A 16,536-nucleotide genomic window follows, 5' to 3' on the forward strand; every position below is an offset into this window, starting at 1 on the left:
ATGACGATCAGCAACAAAACCCTAAATCAAATAAATCCAGGAACTAAATACGCAAATTGCACTTTCGAACTCGAATTTGTAGAACATGTAAAAGGCAATTCATTTCTAAATTGTAAATTCAGTAGCATTTGTATGGAAATGGTCGAAAATTGCCGTTTTATGAACTGCAGTTTCCCAGAACTAATCATAGAAGAAATAGAAAAAACAACCATAAAAGGTGGCTATATTCAGTGTTTAAGGCTCAGTAATCTCATGACCAGCGATCGCGAATTCAACTTTTTGCAAACAGATAATGCAAAAGAACTCCATCTTGACGCTTGCGAAATAAACAAAATACCACCTTCGCTTTCACAAATGAAAAACGTCATGGTCCTAGATCTATCACAAAACGAAATGACCAACATCACTGAGATTACTAAATTAGTAAACTTAAAAGAACTGCATTTAAATAATAATCATATTCGCGAAATACCTACAAGCATAACAAAGCTACAGAAACTCACAACACTCATATTAGACAACAATAATATCAAAGATGTTCCAGCAGAACTTGGGCAACTACAAAATTTAACGCAACTTTCTTTGCTCAACAACAATATTGATAAAGATAAACAATCAAAAACTTTAGAATTTTTTACCAATTGCGATGTAAAAATTTAATACAATTTTCATTGTGTTGGGTATCTCTTATTGACAGCAGTAATCACACATTTGCACAATAAAATTTGAAAGATCCGCGTGTTTTCCATTTAGCAACACATGGATTCTTTTTTTGAAAAATCAAAAAAGTCTCAGGGAGAAAGAGGGATTTATGTCAGACAAAGGCAAAAGCGAAAAGAAATACAAGAAGAAGTAAGCTGGTACTAACAGAACAGGCATGGAAAGAAATAGAGTATAAGTGAGTAATCTGTAGGTTCAAGAAATCTTAATCTTAATTCTTAATCCTTTAAAAAACACGGTATTTGGAAGTTCTTTTGATCAAAAGAACCAGCATTGAGACAATTGACCGCAGCATATTTTTTCCCAAATTAATTTGCTCTTTAGGGTAGTATTCTTTGGTAATTATTATATCTAAAGCGCCAGCACTTTCAAGCGCAGATGTCGTCCACGCTCTTTACATTTCTGCTTTGCTTTTCCGTACACGCTTCCATTTTTTATAGACTTCTTCGAGCCACATTTCGGACATTTCATTCATATCTCCTTTTCTGATAACTACTTTTTTATTTTAAATTGTATCAAAAAAGAAGTTTTTAGAAAACATCACTACATGATATGGACTACCGTTTTTTTTGGTATGAAGCTGAATTTTTTACTCTTTCACGAGTTAGTTCCATAGAAGAGCAAAATCCGTGTCAGAGTAAAAGAACAAAATGCCTATTCGCTTAACAACTCCAAGTTATAAAGAAACTGAATATTTACATTTTTCACTGTCCCAATAAACGGAATTTTCTACACTGTTGTGCCACTTTTCCCAAATAGCCGAATCTGATGGAAATTCTTTTTCAGTGTAGTGAATTAAAAGAGTGTAAGCTGCCGACTTTATTTCTTTTGATGCAGAAGAAACCATAGATAAGAACGCTCTTTTTTATGCGATACGAAGAAGTTATTTCATTTTCTTTTTCCGTTTTCATCAAACAACGTTGTACCTTGGATTACTATAGTTTTTTGTGCTAATTGTGAAATGTGTTCATAAAATATCTTTTTTACAAATGCCACCACATCGATATTATTTGGAATAACAACTTCATTGATTTTTATCGGAGTATACTTTCTCGACACGTATTTTGGCGGTTCGTAAGAATAAGGTATGTAAGTCGCTCGTGCAGGCTCACCATTTTGACGGAAAACCAAGTGTGTATTTGCCGGAAAAGACAAATTATCTAGAATAATATTTTCTGCACTGATAAACTCTTTGATTTTTCCGTTATTATGAAAATGTATTTTATTGTATCCTTGGCAAAGATATCCTTGAATGCGTAGTATTTGTTGAGCACCAATTGACTTTATTTTTGCATTTTTATAAAACCAAATATTTGTACTTTTTTTTAGCGTTTTACCTAAAATGTTTCTTTTACGTGATAACCAACAATTGATAATTTTATTTTCATCATCCAAAGTGACATGGTCTCCTGCAACCAAAGAAACTTTGCCAAGCTTTATGTCCTGTGCTATTTCGCAATAGCGAAAATTACCACTTGTATGAAAACCACTTTTTCCTGTTCCCCAAATACCTCCCAACAACACTGGTTTTGTCAAAACACAGCTTTTTAAATTACCATTTTTATAAAAAGAAATATCTGCAGCATTACAATACATTCCTTGGATTTTTTCGCGATTTCTTAACTGAGCGTAATGTAGCTTACCACTTGGATAAAACCCTGTATGTCTCGCAGCACAAGCATAACCTTTAATAGTCGCTGGTTTTAATAAGTGAAAACGCTCTACTTGCCCATTTTCATAAAAATATATTTCGGGCATATTGTATGTTCCAACGAGAAACTCCTCTATTTTCGTTGTTTTAGAAATTATGCATTTCCAAATATTTCCATTGCGATGTAAAAAAATTTGAGAACCTTTGTGGAATAATATATTATTCATAACTCTGTCTTCAGCTAAGGTAAAACTAGTCAGTCTACCTACATCAGAAAACCTCACTATTTCTGGAGCACAAGGATATCCATCGATATTTCTATTCTTAGCTAGTTTACAATAACGAATCTTGCCACTTTGCGAAAGCCGCACGTAATAAATATCACAAAGATAGCCATTAATTTTATGCGGTTTTGCCAAAGTAAAAGAGAGTGGCTTTCCTTGTGGAGACCACTCTACTTTTTGCTTACAAGGAAAGCCATGTACAACCACTGTCGAATAAAAAGTGCAAGATTCTAAATATCCGTATTTATTAAATTCAAATGTCGTATTCTGCGGCCAAGTAGTATTATAATAGTTCGTAGTTTTTTTACAGCGCGCCAAAAGCAGCATTCCATCACTATTAAATTCTAAATAATCGTTTGGAGAAATCGAAAGGCCTTGAATTTTGCGCTCTTTTTCTACAGTAAAAATAATTTTCTGGCTTTGTCGTCGACCATATAGTGGAGAAATTGCCAAAAAACCTACTATTATTAAAAATAATCGTCTCGCAAACATCAGATTCATCCCTAACAAAATATTCAAAATAAAAACGAACAACATAACGAAGCATTGTTAAACCTAACACTTCTAATTTGCTAATACATCTAACATATCTGTTATTTCTTCATACCGAGCTTCTGGCTTTATACGTACATGGTCAACATGACCATCTAAGAACAAAAAATTTATCACTGCTCCGTTTTCATAATTATGCGATTCTCCGATATCATCAGAAGCTATTGGTGTAGTTGTTATGTTTTCGTTAAGTTTAAAAATACCAGGATAAGCGTTTTGATCTACATTTCTACGTCTTTTAAAGTTATCCCTTTGTTCGTATGGTGCATTCGCAGTTCCTTAACTAAACCAAATGTCGTTATTTACTATCCGTAGTAAACTCTGACATTTTAACGCGATCTACATCTTCAAGTGTTTTCCAGTATTCGCGTATTGATTCACGGCAAGCAAGCCCTAATTCTAAAGATTGCTTTTTCAACAAGGTTGCATCTTCTACAATTGGCGGTTGATTATTTTTTATGCGCTTTTCACATTTACGTAATGTCTGCCCAAATTCAAATAATGCAACTTCAACATGTTTATCTTCTACAATACTCAAGGCGCCGTAGTACAACTTCCAAAAACCACTCTTTGGCTTATTAGCCAGAAGTGGCTTAATATTGCTACTTGCTGATAACTTTGCCATAAATGTAGATACTGTTGCTGCAGAATTACAAGTTTCAACGTAAATTTCGAAGCGTTTTTCCCAAAAGGTTTTGTATAATTCAAATTGGCGATGTTGGAAACTTTGCTTTTCTTCAAATTTGCGTTCTTTTTCACGTGTCTCTTCATGCAGTTTATATTCATAATAACCGTAAAAAATAGTCGCTAAAAAACCAAGACTAGTTAAAAGCTTAATCAAAACTTCCCATTTCCATTTTCCACTACTACCACTCATTTTTTTTCCTTTCTCATTAGGCGTATCGACATGCCCGATTTTCGTTACTTTTTAGTTGTAGTATAACTTTGGACTTTCAAAATACCTTGTTAGTTCCTAAAATAACTCATGTTATATAAAAAACTAAAGATTAACATGTTTAAATAAAATTTCAATTTGCCTTTTACTTTCTCAGGTCATAATATTCATGCATGATAACGCATTTTCTTATAAAAATAAATGGCAATTTGCTATGATAAAATTATTTTATTCCAAGGAATTTACGATGAACAATGACGACGAGAAAGAGCGCAAACATAGACACGAAGAATTTGTTAAAGAACATAGCAAAAAAGTACAACTACTAGAGAACCTACAAGTGCTACACGAAGTAATGAATCGCTACGCAGAGCTCAGCCAAGGATGGACAAGAGATAGTTTAATGGTAGAACGAGAAATGAATGTAAGTAAAGAGGAAGTTCTTCGACGCATGGAGAAAAAACACAATAGAGGGCTATCTGTCAGCTTAACTATCTCTGTTATACTAAACCTTGTACTTATTTATTTGCTAATATCGTAAAACTATCATCATTTTTGTTAGTGCAAATTTAACAATGGAACGCCAAACCACATACTTCATAGTTTTTCGATTAGTTAGGACAAAGAATGAACAACAATAACTATAGTGATGTCACTGCTTTTGCAATATCGTTTTTTGGTACTATTATCTGCATTTCTTCTGCTGTTATATTTTTTACGATGAGTCTAAATGCTACTTCCACTTTTCAGAAATTAGCAAATGTTTCTTTTAGTTGTTTTTCAATGATTACAGCGATAGTCATCAACTTAGACAAACATTCTCTCGAAGATATATCTGGGCTTTGCTATTGTAATATTCTTGGCTTTTGTATGGTTTTTGGTATAGAGATTATGCCACTAAGTATCTTACAAGGTGTTCTATCCTTTTGTTTCGGCTTGATGTTTTTTATGGTGTGGTTATTAACAGTAAACACTTTTTTACTCAAACTAAAAATCAATCCTAAAGAAATACACAATACACAATGAAAAACACAAAGCTACAAGTCTATTATGATGGAGAATGTTGTTTATGTAGGGCTGAAATCTCACTATACGAACAACAAACCAACGAAATTGAATTCGTAGATATATGTAAACAAAACTTTTCTGCACAGCAACATGGTTTAGAAAATGATGATATTCATGTTAATCTCCATGTTAGGTCAAACAGCGGTGAAATGTACCGTGGTATAGATGCTTTCGTTGCCATTTGGGAAAATACTTCTGGATTTGAAACTTTTGCCAGGATAGTCCGCATACCTTTTTTTTACTTTTGCGCCAAAGGTGCTTATGCTATTTTCATTCGTATACGTCCTTTTTTACCACGAAAGTCATTGTGGATTACACGGTTCTTCCATGCAATAATTAAATTTAAATGGAAGGCCATTTTATGGTTTGTAAAGTGGTTTAAGAAATAAGTTTAACTTATACTGCAAAGAAAATCACTGGTAAATAGCCAAACTACTCGTAGAAAATAAAGCAAAATTAGATATAAAAGACAAGCACGGGAGAGAGTGGCTTTTTGGTAAATTGCCAAGTCACTTATTTAATTCAATAATAGTCAGAAGTCACTTGACTATTATTGAATTAACAACACTTTAAGTGGCACATTAGCCGACATTTTTTCTGAAAAATTATCCTAAATCAGTTATCCACCACTTACCATCTTTTTTAGTCAAACGAAATCTCATTCCCTCATTATCAGCTTCTTTTTCTGGCGTTTTAAAAACTGCGCGAACAGATATATGAGCATTAGCGCCTTGCTCTTCAGTGTAAGATATTTCATGATCTATTACTTGCCAATTTTTCGAAAATATAGCATTGGTAAACGAACGTTCCCAACTCAATTCATGTTTTTGGCATTTCTCTGTCATCAAAGAAAGCATCTTTACTTTGTCAGAATTTTTTATCGCACGATAATATGCACTAACAACAGCCTCAGGCGACAATTGATCTCTGTTAATGATTGATTGTGTATATTTAGCAGCAATATCTTTATCCAAACCAAGGGATACATAATAGTTAGTCATGCCTTCGGCCACAGTTTTAAGATCTTTTGGCTGTCCTTTATCATCAACGCAATTTGCACAATACTTACCTTTTTCTATTGGACCATTGCAACTTTCGCAAGCGAGCATTGAAAAATCTTTTATTGGTGACCAAAAAACTAATTTATAACCATCAAGATCAGTAAGACTAAAAACTCGGTGACCATAAAATTGATCTTCAGGGGCTTTCAAAATATTTGCTCCGCTTTTTTTCGCATTTTTATGTAAAGTATCTACATCTTGATGGTGTATGTATATATACATTCCGGTATTAGCTTCTTCTTTAGAACTACTAAACATAATCATATTAGTGTCTAGTGCAACTTCTGCATGCATAAACCCACCATTAGGACCAGGAATAGCCTCTTTTAATTTGAAATCTAAAACTTGAACATAGAAATTAATACTTTTTGCTATATCTTTAACACCAACTATTGGAATTGCACCAGGATTATGCTGTGCATACATACTCATAGAAAACGCTAAAATAACAGTGATAAAAAGTTTTTTCATGCGAAATTCCTTTTCGAATTGATAAAACATATTGACATTCATTTTACATCATTATATCTGAACGAAAAAAAAACGCAAACAAAAACCGTATGTTTACAGTACATTAGTTGCATGAATTAAAATTTTCTAAATTTAACTTGATAAAAGCAATAATCTCATGTACGGTTTACTTACTTAATTAAAATACATCGTAAAAAAATAACATAAAGGTTCACTATGAAAAGTATTATACAAACTCCTACTAATAATTTAGAAAACAGCATTGAATTTTACAAGAAATTAGACTTCAAAATTATATCAGGGAACAGCTCAACATTAGTAAGCGATGGCAAGGCGTTTATCGAAATTAATCCAGATCGTTTTGCCAGAGCAGGATTAAAATTATTCAAAAACTCATGGAAGGAGGAAGTTGCGCAATTAGAAAAACTCACTCATGTTACCCATTCTGAAAAAACTTATATCCTCAGTTCTCCAAGTGGTACATGGGTTTATTTAGTCGAAGGTGGCGCCCCAACTAACGATCACTTGCAAGAGAAATCTTTCGGATTAACCGGAAATTTTCAAGGTCTAAGCTTAGAAACTACAGATATTAAGCGCAGTGTTGATTTTTGGCATATTTTTGGTTTTGCTAAAACAATGGGAGATATTGAGCAAGGGTGGATGAGCCTTGCTGGCGATGATGGAATGACAATTAGTTTAATGAAGCCATTATGTTGTCCTCATCTGTTCTTTAATCCTTCAATGACCTACTTTAATGGAAAAGAGAACATGGCTATTATCGAAAAAATTCGACAAATAAAAATCCCTATTGTCGAGGAAATAACTCATTTCAATAAAGAAGGAATTGTTGACAATATAATCATTCGTGATCCTGGCGGATTTGGTTTTTTTATCTTTAGTGATTGAGTACCTGCGTGCCATCTTGATAAAATAGAAAATGGCGGCAAACACCAATAATTAATAGATTACATAACGATTGAGTAAACAACTTCTACTGCTATTCTCTTTAGCTTAACTCAAGAAGCTCGATTTTCAAAATTTAAGCTACTTTTTTCTTCCGCGTTCTGATCACAACCAAACCTAATAAACCGAGAATAGCATATGTAGAAGGTTCCGGGACTACACCAACTCTTACGGTTTGAGTTCCAAGCACTGTTGTAGTACCATTAAAAAGCACGGCATTTAAGTCCCCCGTTGCAGTTCCAGGTATAAAGTTAGCATTTTCAAATATCAAGTTGTTTGTAGACAATGTCACAATATCTCCAGCGCCTACAGCTTGCCCACCTGCAGCCTCATAATTAAGAGTATAGTTTATTAATAAATCATTTGCATTTATTATTCCAACGGTATTGTTAAATGTACCAATACTCGTCTCTCCTAAAATACTTACAGGAGCTCCACCATTAAAACTAAGATCAATTGTTCCACTAACGAAATTTCCCGCATTTACTTGATTGTTCAAAAAGAAACCTTCTATTATTGCTCTATGTGCAGCATTCGAATCTTGAACTATTTCAAATATAATAGGTTCTATAGTTATCTGAAATTGATTTCCTCCAAGATCTGTTATAAGAACTTCTGTATTTATTGAAATTAAACCAATAAAAAGACATGTAAATATTGCAATTGTTTTTTTCATTTTTTACTTCCTTATGTTGCTTAATAGAATAAGCAATGATAGTTTGCTTTCGCAATTTTATTATAGCAAAGTTAACAAACGAATAGTCAAAAATTCTATTGAGAATTTCACATTGCTAGACCAAACACATCGGTATTTTCTGAATGATTTCCAGAAATTTGTTCAGGACTCATATAAGCAGGAGTTCCAACTAACCCACCTGTTTTTGTAATAGCAGTTAACTCTTTATTTGTAGATTTTGCGATGCCGAGGTCTAAAATTTTAGGGCGATATGTTTTTCCTACAATCATTATATTTACTAATTTTAAATCACAACGATCATCTAGTAACTCCATATGTTAACTCTTTCCTAACTGTTACGATTACATTTCCAAAGTTGCCTTTCGTTCATAAACCTCCATCACTTATCAATATAGTCACAATCTTTCACTTCTAGTTTTTCGTCTACAAAACGATTAAAAACCATTTGCGATACCGTAGAAGCATTTTTCTCCAACCATTTTTTATCTCGACTGAAAATGTTGTATGGATTGAACTCCGAATTTTTTGCAAAGCTTTTTGCGGAAAATTGATAATAACCCAATATTGTTTCAGGCTTTTGAGAATGAAAAAATAGTTTTGTTCCCTTGTCATTGAAAGATATTTTTTTTAAATCAAAATCCTCAATATGCAAAATTTCATAGACCACGCACCTCTCTTTTATATCCCAAATCTCTATTCTGTTTTGTAAACACAGTGCGATAAGCTTATTGTTGGGATGAATCGTATTACTAATAATCCGAGACGAAGTCACTATTTGTCCAAGATATTTTTTTAATAATACATTCCATACAAATAACGTGTCATCAGAAGTTTTATAAGTGTAAATGCTACCGCTCATACTAAATTGATGAAGAGAAACGCTTCGCTTTTCCTTTATTTCGAGTACTTTCTTTCGAGATAAAATATTCCATATCTGTATTTTATTGTTATGAACAGCAGCGATAAAATTTCCTTTAGGACTTAAGGAGATCTCTTTTACTCCTTTAGTTTTAATAGAAGGCAGTACTTTTTGAGTATTAATATCGAGAAAGCAAAGTAAATCATCTTTTATATAAGCAAGTAAAGATTCTCTGGCAGATAAACGCGGAAAATTTTTCATTTTATGAAGAGACTCAAAAGAAAGAATTCTGGTTGTTTGTCGGCTTGCGAAGTTATGGGAAAAAATAAAAACTCCTCCATCGCAGTAATCCGTAGCGATGTAGTTAATAAAATCTTTACTCATTGAAACCATATTTTCCGGTATAAAGATCGTTTCGGTTTGGTTACCTACCGTGTAGATAGTTTGCTGCATGCTATAAATCTTTTTATCTTCTTTGTGAAAAACAAATAAGTTTTCATTTGGTGTAACAAGAAAATTACTTAAATGAGAAAATTTTCGCCACATAACAACCTTGTCATTAGCAACATCCCACAACTGTATTCCCTGATAGGTTTCATTTGCACAAGCGAGGTAGTCACCTCCTAAAACAGGAGATCGATATTTACGCCTATCAATAACAAAGTGTAATTTATTTTTTTTTATATTCCACGCATAAATTTTATCAGCAACAATGATTAAATCACCATTGGCGAAAGCAAGGGAATGTATTTTTGAAAGATCTTTATTTATAGTATACAAAAGTTTTTTTTGAGTAGTGCTCCATATCTTTATCGAGCTTTTTGTATCAGCGATAATAGCATACGTATCATTAATAACAACCTGCTCAGTAAAATGTTCCGTATAGAAACGCGATATAATTTTATTCTCATTTAAATCCCAAATTTCCACATCTTTTTTAGTAAAAGATGCCACCACTAGTAAATTTTTATACAAGTCAAATTTGATATTTTTTAATTGCGAAGCAAGTTTTTGGTAAGATTGATTTTTATGATTGTAAACAACTAAATTTTTACTAGAAAACTCCAAAATAGCAACTTTATTGTTATCAACAACTAAGCTCTGTATGGGCAATTCTACTTTCATTTTTGTTTTAGTGATTTTTCTCTGTGGGATGAATACCGATACAAACTCCCCCTTTGGAGACACATAACAAAAAGTATCATCACTATCGAAAAAAAATGGAGGTCTATTTTCAGTGAGTGCGAGCATCTGCGAATATGATCGAAACGAAAATATTTTTTTTCCAGTAGTAGTTTGCCACAAAAATATTTGTCCATCTTGTCCAACGCTTGCCAAAATTTTATTATTCGGACTAAAACAAAAATTGCGAATATAACGCTTGTGAACAACTTTTGAATCAAAAAAATTTTTCTTTCTCCACAAACAACGAAAGTTTCTCAAAGCTAGGTACAAAAGCTCATAAGCTTCTTTTCTCAAAATATTTGCTTCACTGGTATGTAAAGTACTAATAAACTCTAGTCCTTTACATACCAGAGCACCACATTCTTGCCAATTTTGTTCGTTCGCAGCTCTATCAGCTAAAAACAAAGCAATTTTTGTTGAACGTAATTGTTCAGTTTGCGCTTGTTGTTGCGCCATTAGTTTTGCTTTTTCTTCTTTGCTTTTAGCTGATAACGTCTTTAGCTGCTCTTGATGCAATGAATACGTATACCAAAATAATGTGAAAACAAAGATAACAACGGAAATAATTGTTAAAGAGCAAATAGCTTTGTTGCGCATAAAAAACTTGCGCATGCGGGTTATTGTAGAAGGCGTTTTGGCACTGATGGGTAAATACAAAATAAAATTATGTAAATCTTGGGCTGTTTGTTGCGCATTTTTATAACGGTATTTACTATTTTTCTCCAAGCATTTTAAGCATATTGCTTCCAGCTCAACTGGAATATTAGGTTTTAATTTTCGAGGCTCAATGGGGTCAGAATATAAGATTTGTGGTACAACATTGTTACCTTGAAATGGAGGCCTTCCCGATAATATTTGATAAAATGTTGCCCCAAGTGAATATATATCAGTCGTTAAATCTAACTCTCGACCTTGAACTTGTTCTGGCGACATGTAAGCTAGAGAACCTAGTACGCTAGCAGTATTTGTGGTGTGATTATTGTTTGCTAATTTTGCTAAACCAAAGTCCATAATTTTGGGTTGATTGGTGTTATCGATCATGATATTACTTGGTTTTAAGTCGCGATGAATAATTCCTTGCTGGTGCACAACATGAATCGTTTGAAAAATTATTTGAAAGATTTGAGCTAGTTTGAACCAATCATCGTTATTAATTAGTCCATCAAGAGTATCTCCCTTTACATACTCAAATGTATAATGTTCCTGCGGTTCATAATCAAAATGAAATAACTGCACAATATTGGGATGTTGAAGTTGTGCTAAAGCCTTTATTTCTTTGAGAAATCTTTGCTTTTGAGAAAACTGGATTTCTTGGCCTTGGATCAACTTTAATGCGACGTGGCGCTCTGTTTCTCTATCGCGAGCAAGATAAACAATACCCATACCACCTTGGCCGATTTTAGAAATTATTTCTAATTTATTGTTAAATATGTCTCCTGCTTTTAAGTTAACAGGGTCTTCCTTTTGGTTAATACTAATTTTAAAAGGATTATTAACAGGTTTCGGCATCACGTTTCCAAATTTTCAAAATGTTGAACCTCAGCGATTATTTCATCGTTGCCAATGGCGAGCTTAGATATTTCATGACGTAATTTATCTTGAAAGTCTTGCCACAATCCTCTATTGCGTTTGTGCCACTGTCTTGCTGCTTGCTTATTTTTTTCGGCATCTTTGCCGCAAATAGCAAAAATATCAACCATTTCTTCTGCTTTTGGCCAACGTCCATTGTCCCAAACCCATAACAATATATCTTGTTGTCGCCCTTTATATGTCTCAATTATTCGCTTTGAAGCTACTTGTAGAATTTCAACAGATAGCGTATCCGTTGTATCCTCCGTAACAGCGCAACCTTCATAAAGATCGACAAACGAGGCAACAGATTTTTGCTTTCGCATATAATCGCTAAGTGCATCTTTAACTAATCTTTTGAGAATGAAACGAAAGCGAATAGATCTTTGCTTTTTAAAACTCCACCTAAAACCTTTTTCGTATACTACAGAGGCTATAGTTTCGGCATCAGCCGTGCGATTCACTGTCCAGTTTGCTTTTTTTAAAATGTAGTTGATAATAGGTGTGTGGTAGCGATCGTAGAAATTTTTCCACTGGTCTTGGTACTTTTCATGTTCAGGCATACCTAACCATTTAATTTCTTGCGAATGAGTAGAAAGACTATCTAGTTTCCGATTGTCATGCATATCGATTTCCTGATTGAAGATAAATATTTCAAGTCAAAAAGTCATTATATACAAAGAGTCGCTTTTTATAAAGTCATTTTAAGAGTTTCAGATAGTCGCAGAAAAAACAAATATTCGCATGTTGAGATAATTATCTATATTTCAGAACTAACGGAGTTTAGTGTAAGTGCCCCACCGGGGCACTTGTAGTGATAACTGTGTAACTTAAAACCTGTTATAAAATTCTTTTAAGTACAAAATTGTTCTTTAACTTCTAATTTCACCATTTTTTATTACAAAATTACTACTTTGCGCTAAAAAAATACCTTATTTAGAAGTTAAAATACTCGAATTTTTCACCTCAACTAATTTTTTAATAGGCTTTTAATACACATGAGTAGATTCTTCTTCCATCACATTTGTTTTCAACAAGTCAGATTTCATTCTCACTCTGAGACGACTATTTCCTCTTGAAATAGCACGTGCGCGAATTTTATAAGATCTTTTTTCTCTTGAAGAAATATCCACGGGTGCAAATACAACTTTATTCCCGTTTATTTTTCCAGGAGAAGCGCTTTCTACAATTCTCGTAGGTATCATCTCCTCAGGAAAATCAAACTCAACTATCACATTTTTATCTTGTGCGGTTCCTCAGTTTGAGATCTGGACAATATAGGTTGTATATTCACCAACAGTCAGAGGATCTACTTCGTCAATAGCTTCTAAAAGCAGTGCTGGCATACCTTGTGAAGTAACACAATATTGTGTAGTTTTACTTATTCGTTTATTTGTAAAGTGCACATGGATGCAATGCTTTCCTTGAAATTTTGCTACAAACCTAATCTTAAATTCAATTTTTTCATTCGCATTTAAATGTGAAATGTGTATTTTTCCATCTCTTTTTAATATGCCTGATTGTGATTTTTTTGTCCACGAGCTTTCGACAATTTTAATTCCTTCTGGCATTTCAAACTCAATACTTATATCATTTAGTTCCACACTACCATTTTTCATAGTACCTTTGACGCTGTGTTTACGGCCAAAAAGATTCATATGATGCCCTTCAACCGAAATCTCTACACTTGGCACCTTATAATTTACAATTTTTAACAACTCTTGCGCAGAAAGAAAAGCTTCGATTCGATGTAAAATATGTTTATTTTTATTCAGAATTAGAATTGTTGGAAATATATTAATATCAAACTCACCAATAATCTCAGAATTTTGCTCTCTTGAAATTTTTATCGGAATCGATTGTCGTAACCATTTCTGAACATTCTTATCTTGAAATGTCAAATGTCTCATTAAACGACATGGCTTCCAGTTCTCTTGTTCAAAATAAACGACTATGTTTTTATCACTTTTTTGCGCAAATTTATGTGCTTGTTCTAATGTAAGAGGCCGAAATATATTTTCAGCAAATACACTCCCCAAACAAAATATAATCAAAAAAACGTACTTCATTTTTGCCCTTTCTTATATTAAATAAGAATAACTTACAGTACATGACTTTCGCACAACTTTATTAATCGTAGTCATAATCAAATAATTATAGCATTTTATAAAGCACAGAAACAATACAGGGCTTTGTATAAAGACTTAAATATCAATGTTTTCTATATTTTTCCCAAAAGAAGTTTTAATAGTATGATTGTTTTTTATTTCATATTTTTGATCTATAATTAATTGCTGTAACCATTTTTTTTCTTCCTCGAACTGACTTCCTAAAATATCTACTTGCTCCAATATGGCATGTGCATTAATTACAGCCTCTTGAAACCATGGCATTTCTTTTGCTAGTGTAAGTATTTTTGCAAACGCTTTAAGCACATATTCAAAACTATTCTTATTTAATAAATAATATGCGTAAGAGCAACGAAAATGAGGACTGTAGTAAAATTCAGTTTCTATTTTTTCCCAAATTTCTTCTGGAGCATTTCTTAATAAAGAACTAGCAAGAATAGGAGATCTCAAGATACCAGAATCAAAGCTAAAAATATTTTCTAATAAGCAATTCAATTCCAAACTCTGACCTTTAAGAATTTTATTATATATTTTATGAGCGCGCGTGTGATCATTTGTTACATGATAAATATCTGCGAGTATTATGTTACTACGAAGATGTTTGCTATTATAACTCAAACCTTTTTTTGCCCATTCAACAGCATTCTTATAATCTCCCATAATCATAAAAGCTTTTGCATAAGATGCACAATACTCTTCGCGCTCTTCTTTTGGTATAGAGCTTAAAGTTAAAATTTCTATTGCATCTAAACCTCTACGGTCTTCTATATAACGTTCAGCTAATCGCCAATCATCAAGCTTATCTCCCATTAGATTATCAAAAATTTCGAAAATAATAGATCTCCTATCAGGTAGACTTTTGACTTCTTTCCACTGTTCAAAAGCATCATGAAAAACAGAACAAAGTGATAAAGGCTCACCAAACGCATCTTTAAAAGAAATGTTCAGGTTTGCTCCGCGACCAGAAACATATCTCGAAGCTGTTTTTTTTATTTCGAACTCAAAATACTTACTAATAGCTTTTTCGTCTTTTAGAGAAAGAGGGGATTCCCCGTATAACAAACACATTTCATCACAATGACTATTTTCAGGTTTATTTTCTTTCTTCCCTAAAATAAAATCCATAATTTTTTTTAACACAATGCACCTCAATAAAAATTCACAAAAGAAATATAATGTTTCTGTTTTGGACGAAAAAAGAAAGCATTATGTTTGCTAAATTTAAAATCAAAGCATTAGTTGTTAATTTGAATTTTGCCTTTATCATATGAGCGGCTTATCAGTACGCGACTTAACAAAAAAATTACAAGAGACACGAGCACCGATCAAGCCTGAATGTTGGTCAATGCTAAAAGTAGCCAAGGCAATAAGTCAACAAACAGAATTGCCTATCTGTTCTAATTTCGAAGACACACACCTTATTTACCAACATGAAGGTAATAATAGCACTGGTTATCCACTTTACCGCAGAAAAAAAGATAATATGCCTTGTGTATTGATTCCGCATGAAAATGTTTCTATTGGTAGCGAGCATGACTTAGCAATGGGTGACGAAAAACCAATTCACAACGTAAGAGTTGATTCATTTTTAATAGATATTGAACCTATTACGAATTGGTCGTTTGCAAGATTTTTAAATTCTATTGGTAATGTTCCTAAACTAGTTATCGAAGACTGGTGCGGAGAAGTTAAAAAGGGAGCGCGCCACAATGCTTTTGCGTTATACTACAAAGATTTGTGGAAACCAATTCCTTCTACAGAGAGTCAACCAGTTGTAGTGGTATCTTGGTATGGAGCTAATGCTTATTCTCTTTGGGTTAATGGATACGATTGGCGTTACTATAAAGGAAATGGCGAAATTCATGGTAAATTGGAGATGATGGATAGCAAAGGAACAAAGCCTACCAATATCAACATGTATAGTTGTTTGCCATCTGAAGTACAATGGGAATATGCAGCACGTGGTAAGTATTCTCAAGAATATCCGTGGGGAAATAATTCTCCTACACCAGAGCTAACTTGTGCCTCACAACATAGCCTCGAAAATACCTACGATACAGCAGCTGATTTAAAATGCGTGGATGTAGCTGTTCGATTGGGAGTTTCGCCATTTGGAGTTTATCATATGGAATTGGTGCCGCGATTGGTATGATGAAGAGTTTTATAAAAGCCCATTATCAACAAGTCTCAATGCACAAAATAACTCTCATACAGGAATCAGAAGAGAGAGAGGAGGAAGTTGGGTTGGTCTTTCCTCTTTGGTTCGTTCTTCCTATCGGCGTGGGCGTAATCCATATGCCAGAGGACGTTGTTTAGGCTTTCGCTGTGTTGGAACCTTGAACTAAACAAGTAGTCCTCTGTGGTTACCTTGTTAAGTCTATTTGTCTACTAAAAAATGATAAAGTTAGTGTCATTTGCTAGAAAAATAAAAG

Annotated in this window: 16 protein-coding genes and 1 pseudogene; 6 read left to right on the plus strand and 11 right to left on the minus strand. The window is 33.3% G+C overall.

Going from position 1 to position 16,536, the window contains the following annotated elements; translation table 11 throughout:
- Positions 1-660: a leucine-rich repeat domain-containing protein gene (locus tag UABHE_RS08415; RefSeq protein WP_372369805.1), complete on the plus strand. Its 660-nt coding sequence runs from the start codon at positions 1-3 to the stop codon at positions 658-660.
- Positions 661-1,396: 736 nt separating this feature from the next.
- Here the strand turns inward: UABHE_RS08415 and UABHE_RS08420 are convergent.
- The 3 genes from UABHE_RS08420 to UABHE_RS08430 all read right to left on the minus strand — a co-directional run bounded on the left by UABHE_RS08420 (position 1,397) and on the right by UABHE_RS08430 (position 4,084).
- Complete coding sequence (locus UABHE_RS08420; protein WP_372369806.1) at positions 1,397-1,567, minus strand: hypothetical protein; 171 nt, start codon at positions 1,565-1,567, stop codon at positions 1,397-1,399.
- Between the two features lie 41 nt (positions 1,568-1,608).
- Positions 1,609-3,147, minus strand: coding sequence for a hypothetical protein (locus tag UABHE_RS08425; protein ID WP_372369807.1), 1,539 nt, complete (start codon positions 3,145-3,147; stop codon positions 1,609-1,611).
- A 358-nt stretch (positions 3,148-3,505) separates the two neighbouring features.
- Complete coding sequence (locus tag UABHE_RS08430; protein ID WP_372369808.1) at positions 3,506-4,084, minus strand: hypothetical protein; 579 nt, start codon at positions 4,082-4,084, stop codon at positions 3,506-3,508.
- A 232-nt stretch (positions 4,085-4,316) separates the two neighbouring features.
- Between UABHE_RS08430 and UABHE_RS08435 the strand changes: the two genes are divergently transcribed.
- The 3 genes from UABHE_RS08435 to UABHE_RS08445 all read left to right on the plus strand — a co-directional run bounded on the left by UABHE_RS08435 (position 4,317) and on the right by UABHE_RS08445 (position 5,559).
- The gene (locus tag UABHE_RS08435; RefSeq protein ID WP_372369809.1) at positions 4,317-4,643 is read left to right on the plus strand and encodes a hypothetical protein; all 327 of its coding nucleotides are present in this window, start codon (positions 4,317-4,319) and stop codon (positions 4,641-4,643) included.
- Positions 4,644-4,729: 86 nt separating this feature from the next.
- On the plus strand, positions 4,730-5,128 hold the full coding sequence (locus UABHE_RS08440; protein ID WP_372369810.1) for a hypothetical protein: 399 nt from the start codon (positions 4,730-4,732) through the stop codon (positions 5,126-5,128).
- Positions 5,125-5,559 (plus strand): thiol-disulfide oxidoreductase DCC family protein, encoded by a 435-nt coding sequence (locus tag UABHE_RS08445; RefSeq protein ID WP_372369811.1) that lies wholly within the window; start codon positions 5,125-5,127, stop codon positions 5,557-5,559. Before UABHE_RS08440 ends, UABHE_RS08445 begins: the two co-directional genes overlap by 4 nt.
- A 216-nt stretch (positions 5,560-5,775) precedes the next feature.
- On the opposite strand, the gene UABHE_RS08450 is transcribed toward UABHE_RS08445, so the two are convergent.
- A complete protein-coding gene (locus UABHE_RS08450; protein ID WP_372369812.1) occupies positions 5,776-6,702 on the minus strand; it encodes a VOC family protein in 927 nt (308 codons plus the stop codon).
- 216 nt (positions 6,703-6,918) lie between these two features.
- Here UABHE_RS08450 and UABHE_RS08455 point away from each other — a divergent pair, with 216 nt between their 5' ends.
- Positions 6,919-7,608 (plus strand): VOC family protein, encoded by a 690-nt coding sequence (locus UABHE_RS08455; RefSeq protein ID WP_372369813.1) that lies wholly within the window; start codon positions 6,919-6,921, stop codon positions 7,606-7,608.
- 133 nt (positions 7,609-7,741) lie between these two features.
- Here the strand turns inward: UABHE_RS08455 and UABHE_RS08460 are convergent, their stop codons facing one another.
- The 7 genes from UABHE_RS08460 to UABHE_RS08490 form a co-directional block, all read right to left on the minus strand.
- A complete protein-coding gene (locus tag UABHE_RS08460) occupies positions 7,742-8,341 on the minus strand; it encodes a PEP-CTERM sorting domain-containing protein (RefSeq protein WP_372369814.1) in 600 nt (199 codons plus the stop codon).
- A gap of 107 nt (positions 8,342-8,448) precedes the next feature.
- Positions 8,449-8,676: a hypothetical protein gene (locus tag UABHE_RS08465; protein ID WP_372369815.1), complete on the minus strand. Its 228-nt coding sequence runs from the start codon at positions 8,674-8,676 to the stop codon at positions 8,449-8,451.
- 65 nt (positions 8,677-8,741) lie between these two features.
- The gene (locus UABHE_RS08470; RefSeq protein WP_372369816.1) at positions 8,742-11,915 is read right to left on the minus strand and encodes a protein kinase; all 3,174 of its coding nucleotides are present in this window, start codon (positions 11,913-11,915) and stop codon (positions 8,742-8,744) included.
- Positions 11,915-12,601 (minus strand): hypothetical protein, encoded by a 687-nt coding sequence (locus UABHE_RS08475; protein WP_372369817.1) that lies wholly within the window; start codon positions 12,599-12,601, stop codon positions 11,915-11,917. Before UABHE_RS08475 ends, UABHE_RS08470 begins: the two co-directional genes overlap by 1 nt.
- A 363-nt stretch (positions 12,602-12,964) precedes the next feature.
- Complete coding sequence (locus UABHE_RS08480) at positions 12,965-13,210, minus strand: hypothetical protein (protein WP_372369818.1); 246 nt, start codon at positions 13,208-13,210, stop codon at positions 12,965-12,967.
- A 21-nt stretch (positions 13,211-13,231) separates the two neighbouring features.
- Complete coding sequence (locus UABHE_RS08485) at positions 13,232-14,044, minus strand: thioredoxin family protein (protein ID WP_372369819.1); 813 nt, start codon at positions 14,042-14,044, stop codon at positions 13,232-13,234.
- A gap of 135 nt (positions 14,045-14,179) precedes the next feature.
- A complete protein-coding gene (locus tag UABHE_RS08490) occupies positions 14,180-15,244 on the minus strand; it encodes a tetratricopeptide repeat protein (protein ID WP_372369820.1) in 1,065 nt (354 codons plus the stop codon).
- 403 nt (positions 15,245-15,647) lie between these two features.
- Between UABHE_RS08490 and UABHE_RS08495 the strand changes: the two are divergent.
- Positions 15,648-16,449 (plus strand): annotated as a pseudogene (locus UABHE_RS08495) (formylglycine-generating enzyme family protein).
- The last annotated feature ends 87 nt before the right edge of the window (positions 16,450-16,536 follow it).

Origin of the sequence: Candidatus Uabimicrobium helgolandensis, assembly GCF_041508025.1 — a bacterium.
Taxonomy (GTDB): Bacteria; Planctomycetota; Uabimicrobiia; order Uabimicrobiales; family Uabimicrobiaceae; genus Uabimicrobium; species Uabimicrobium helgolandensis.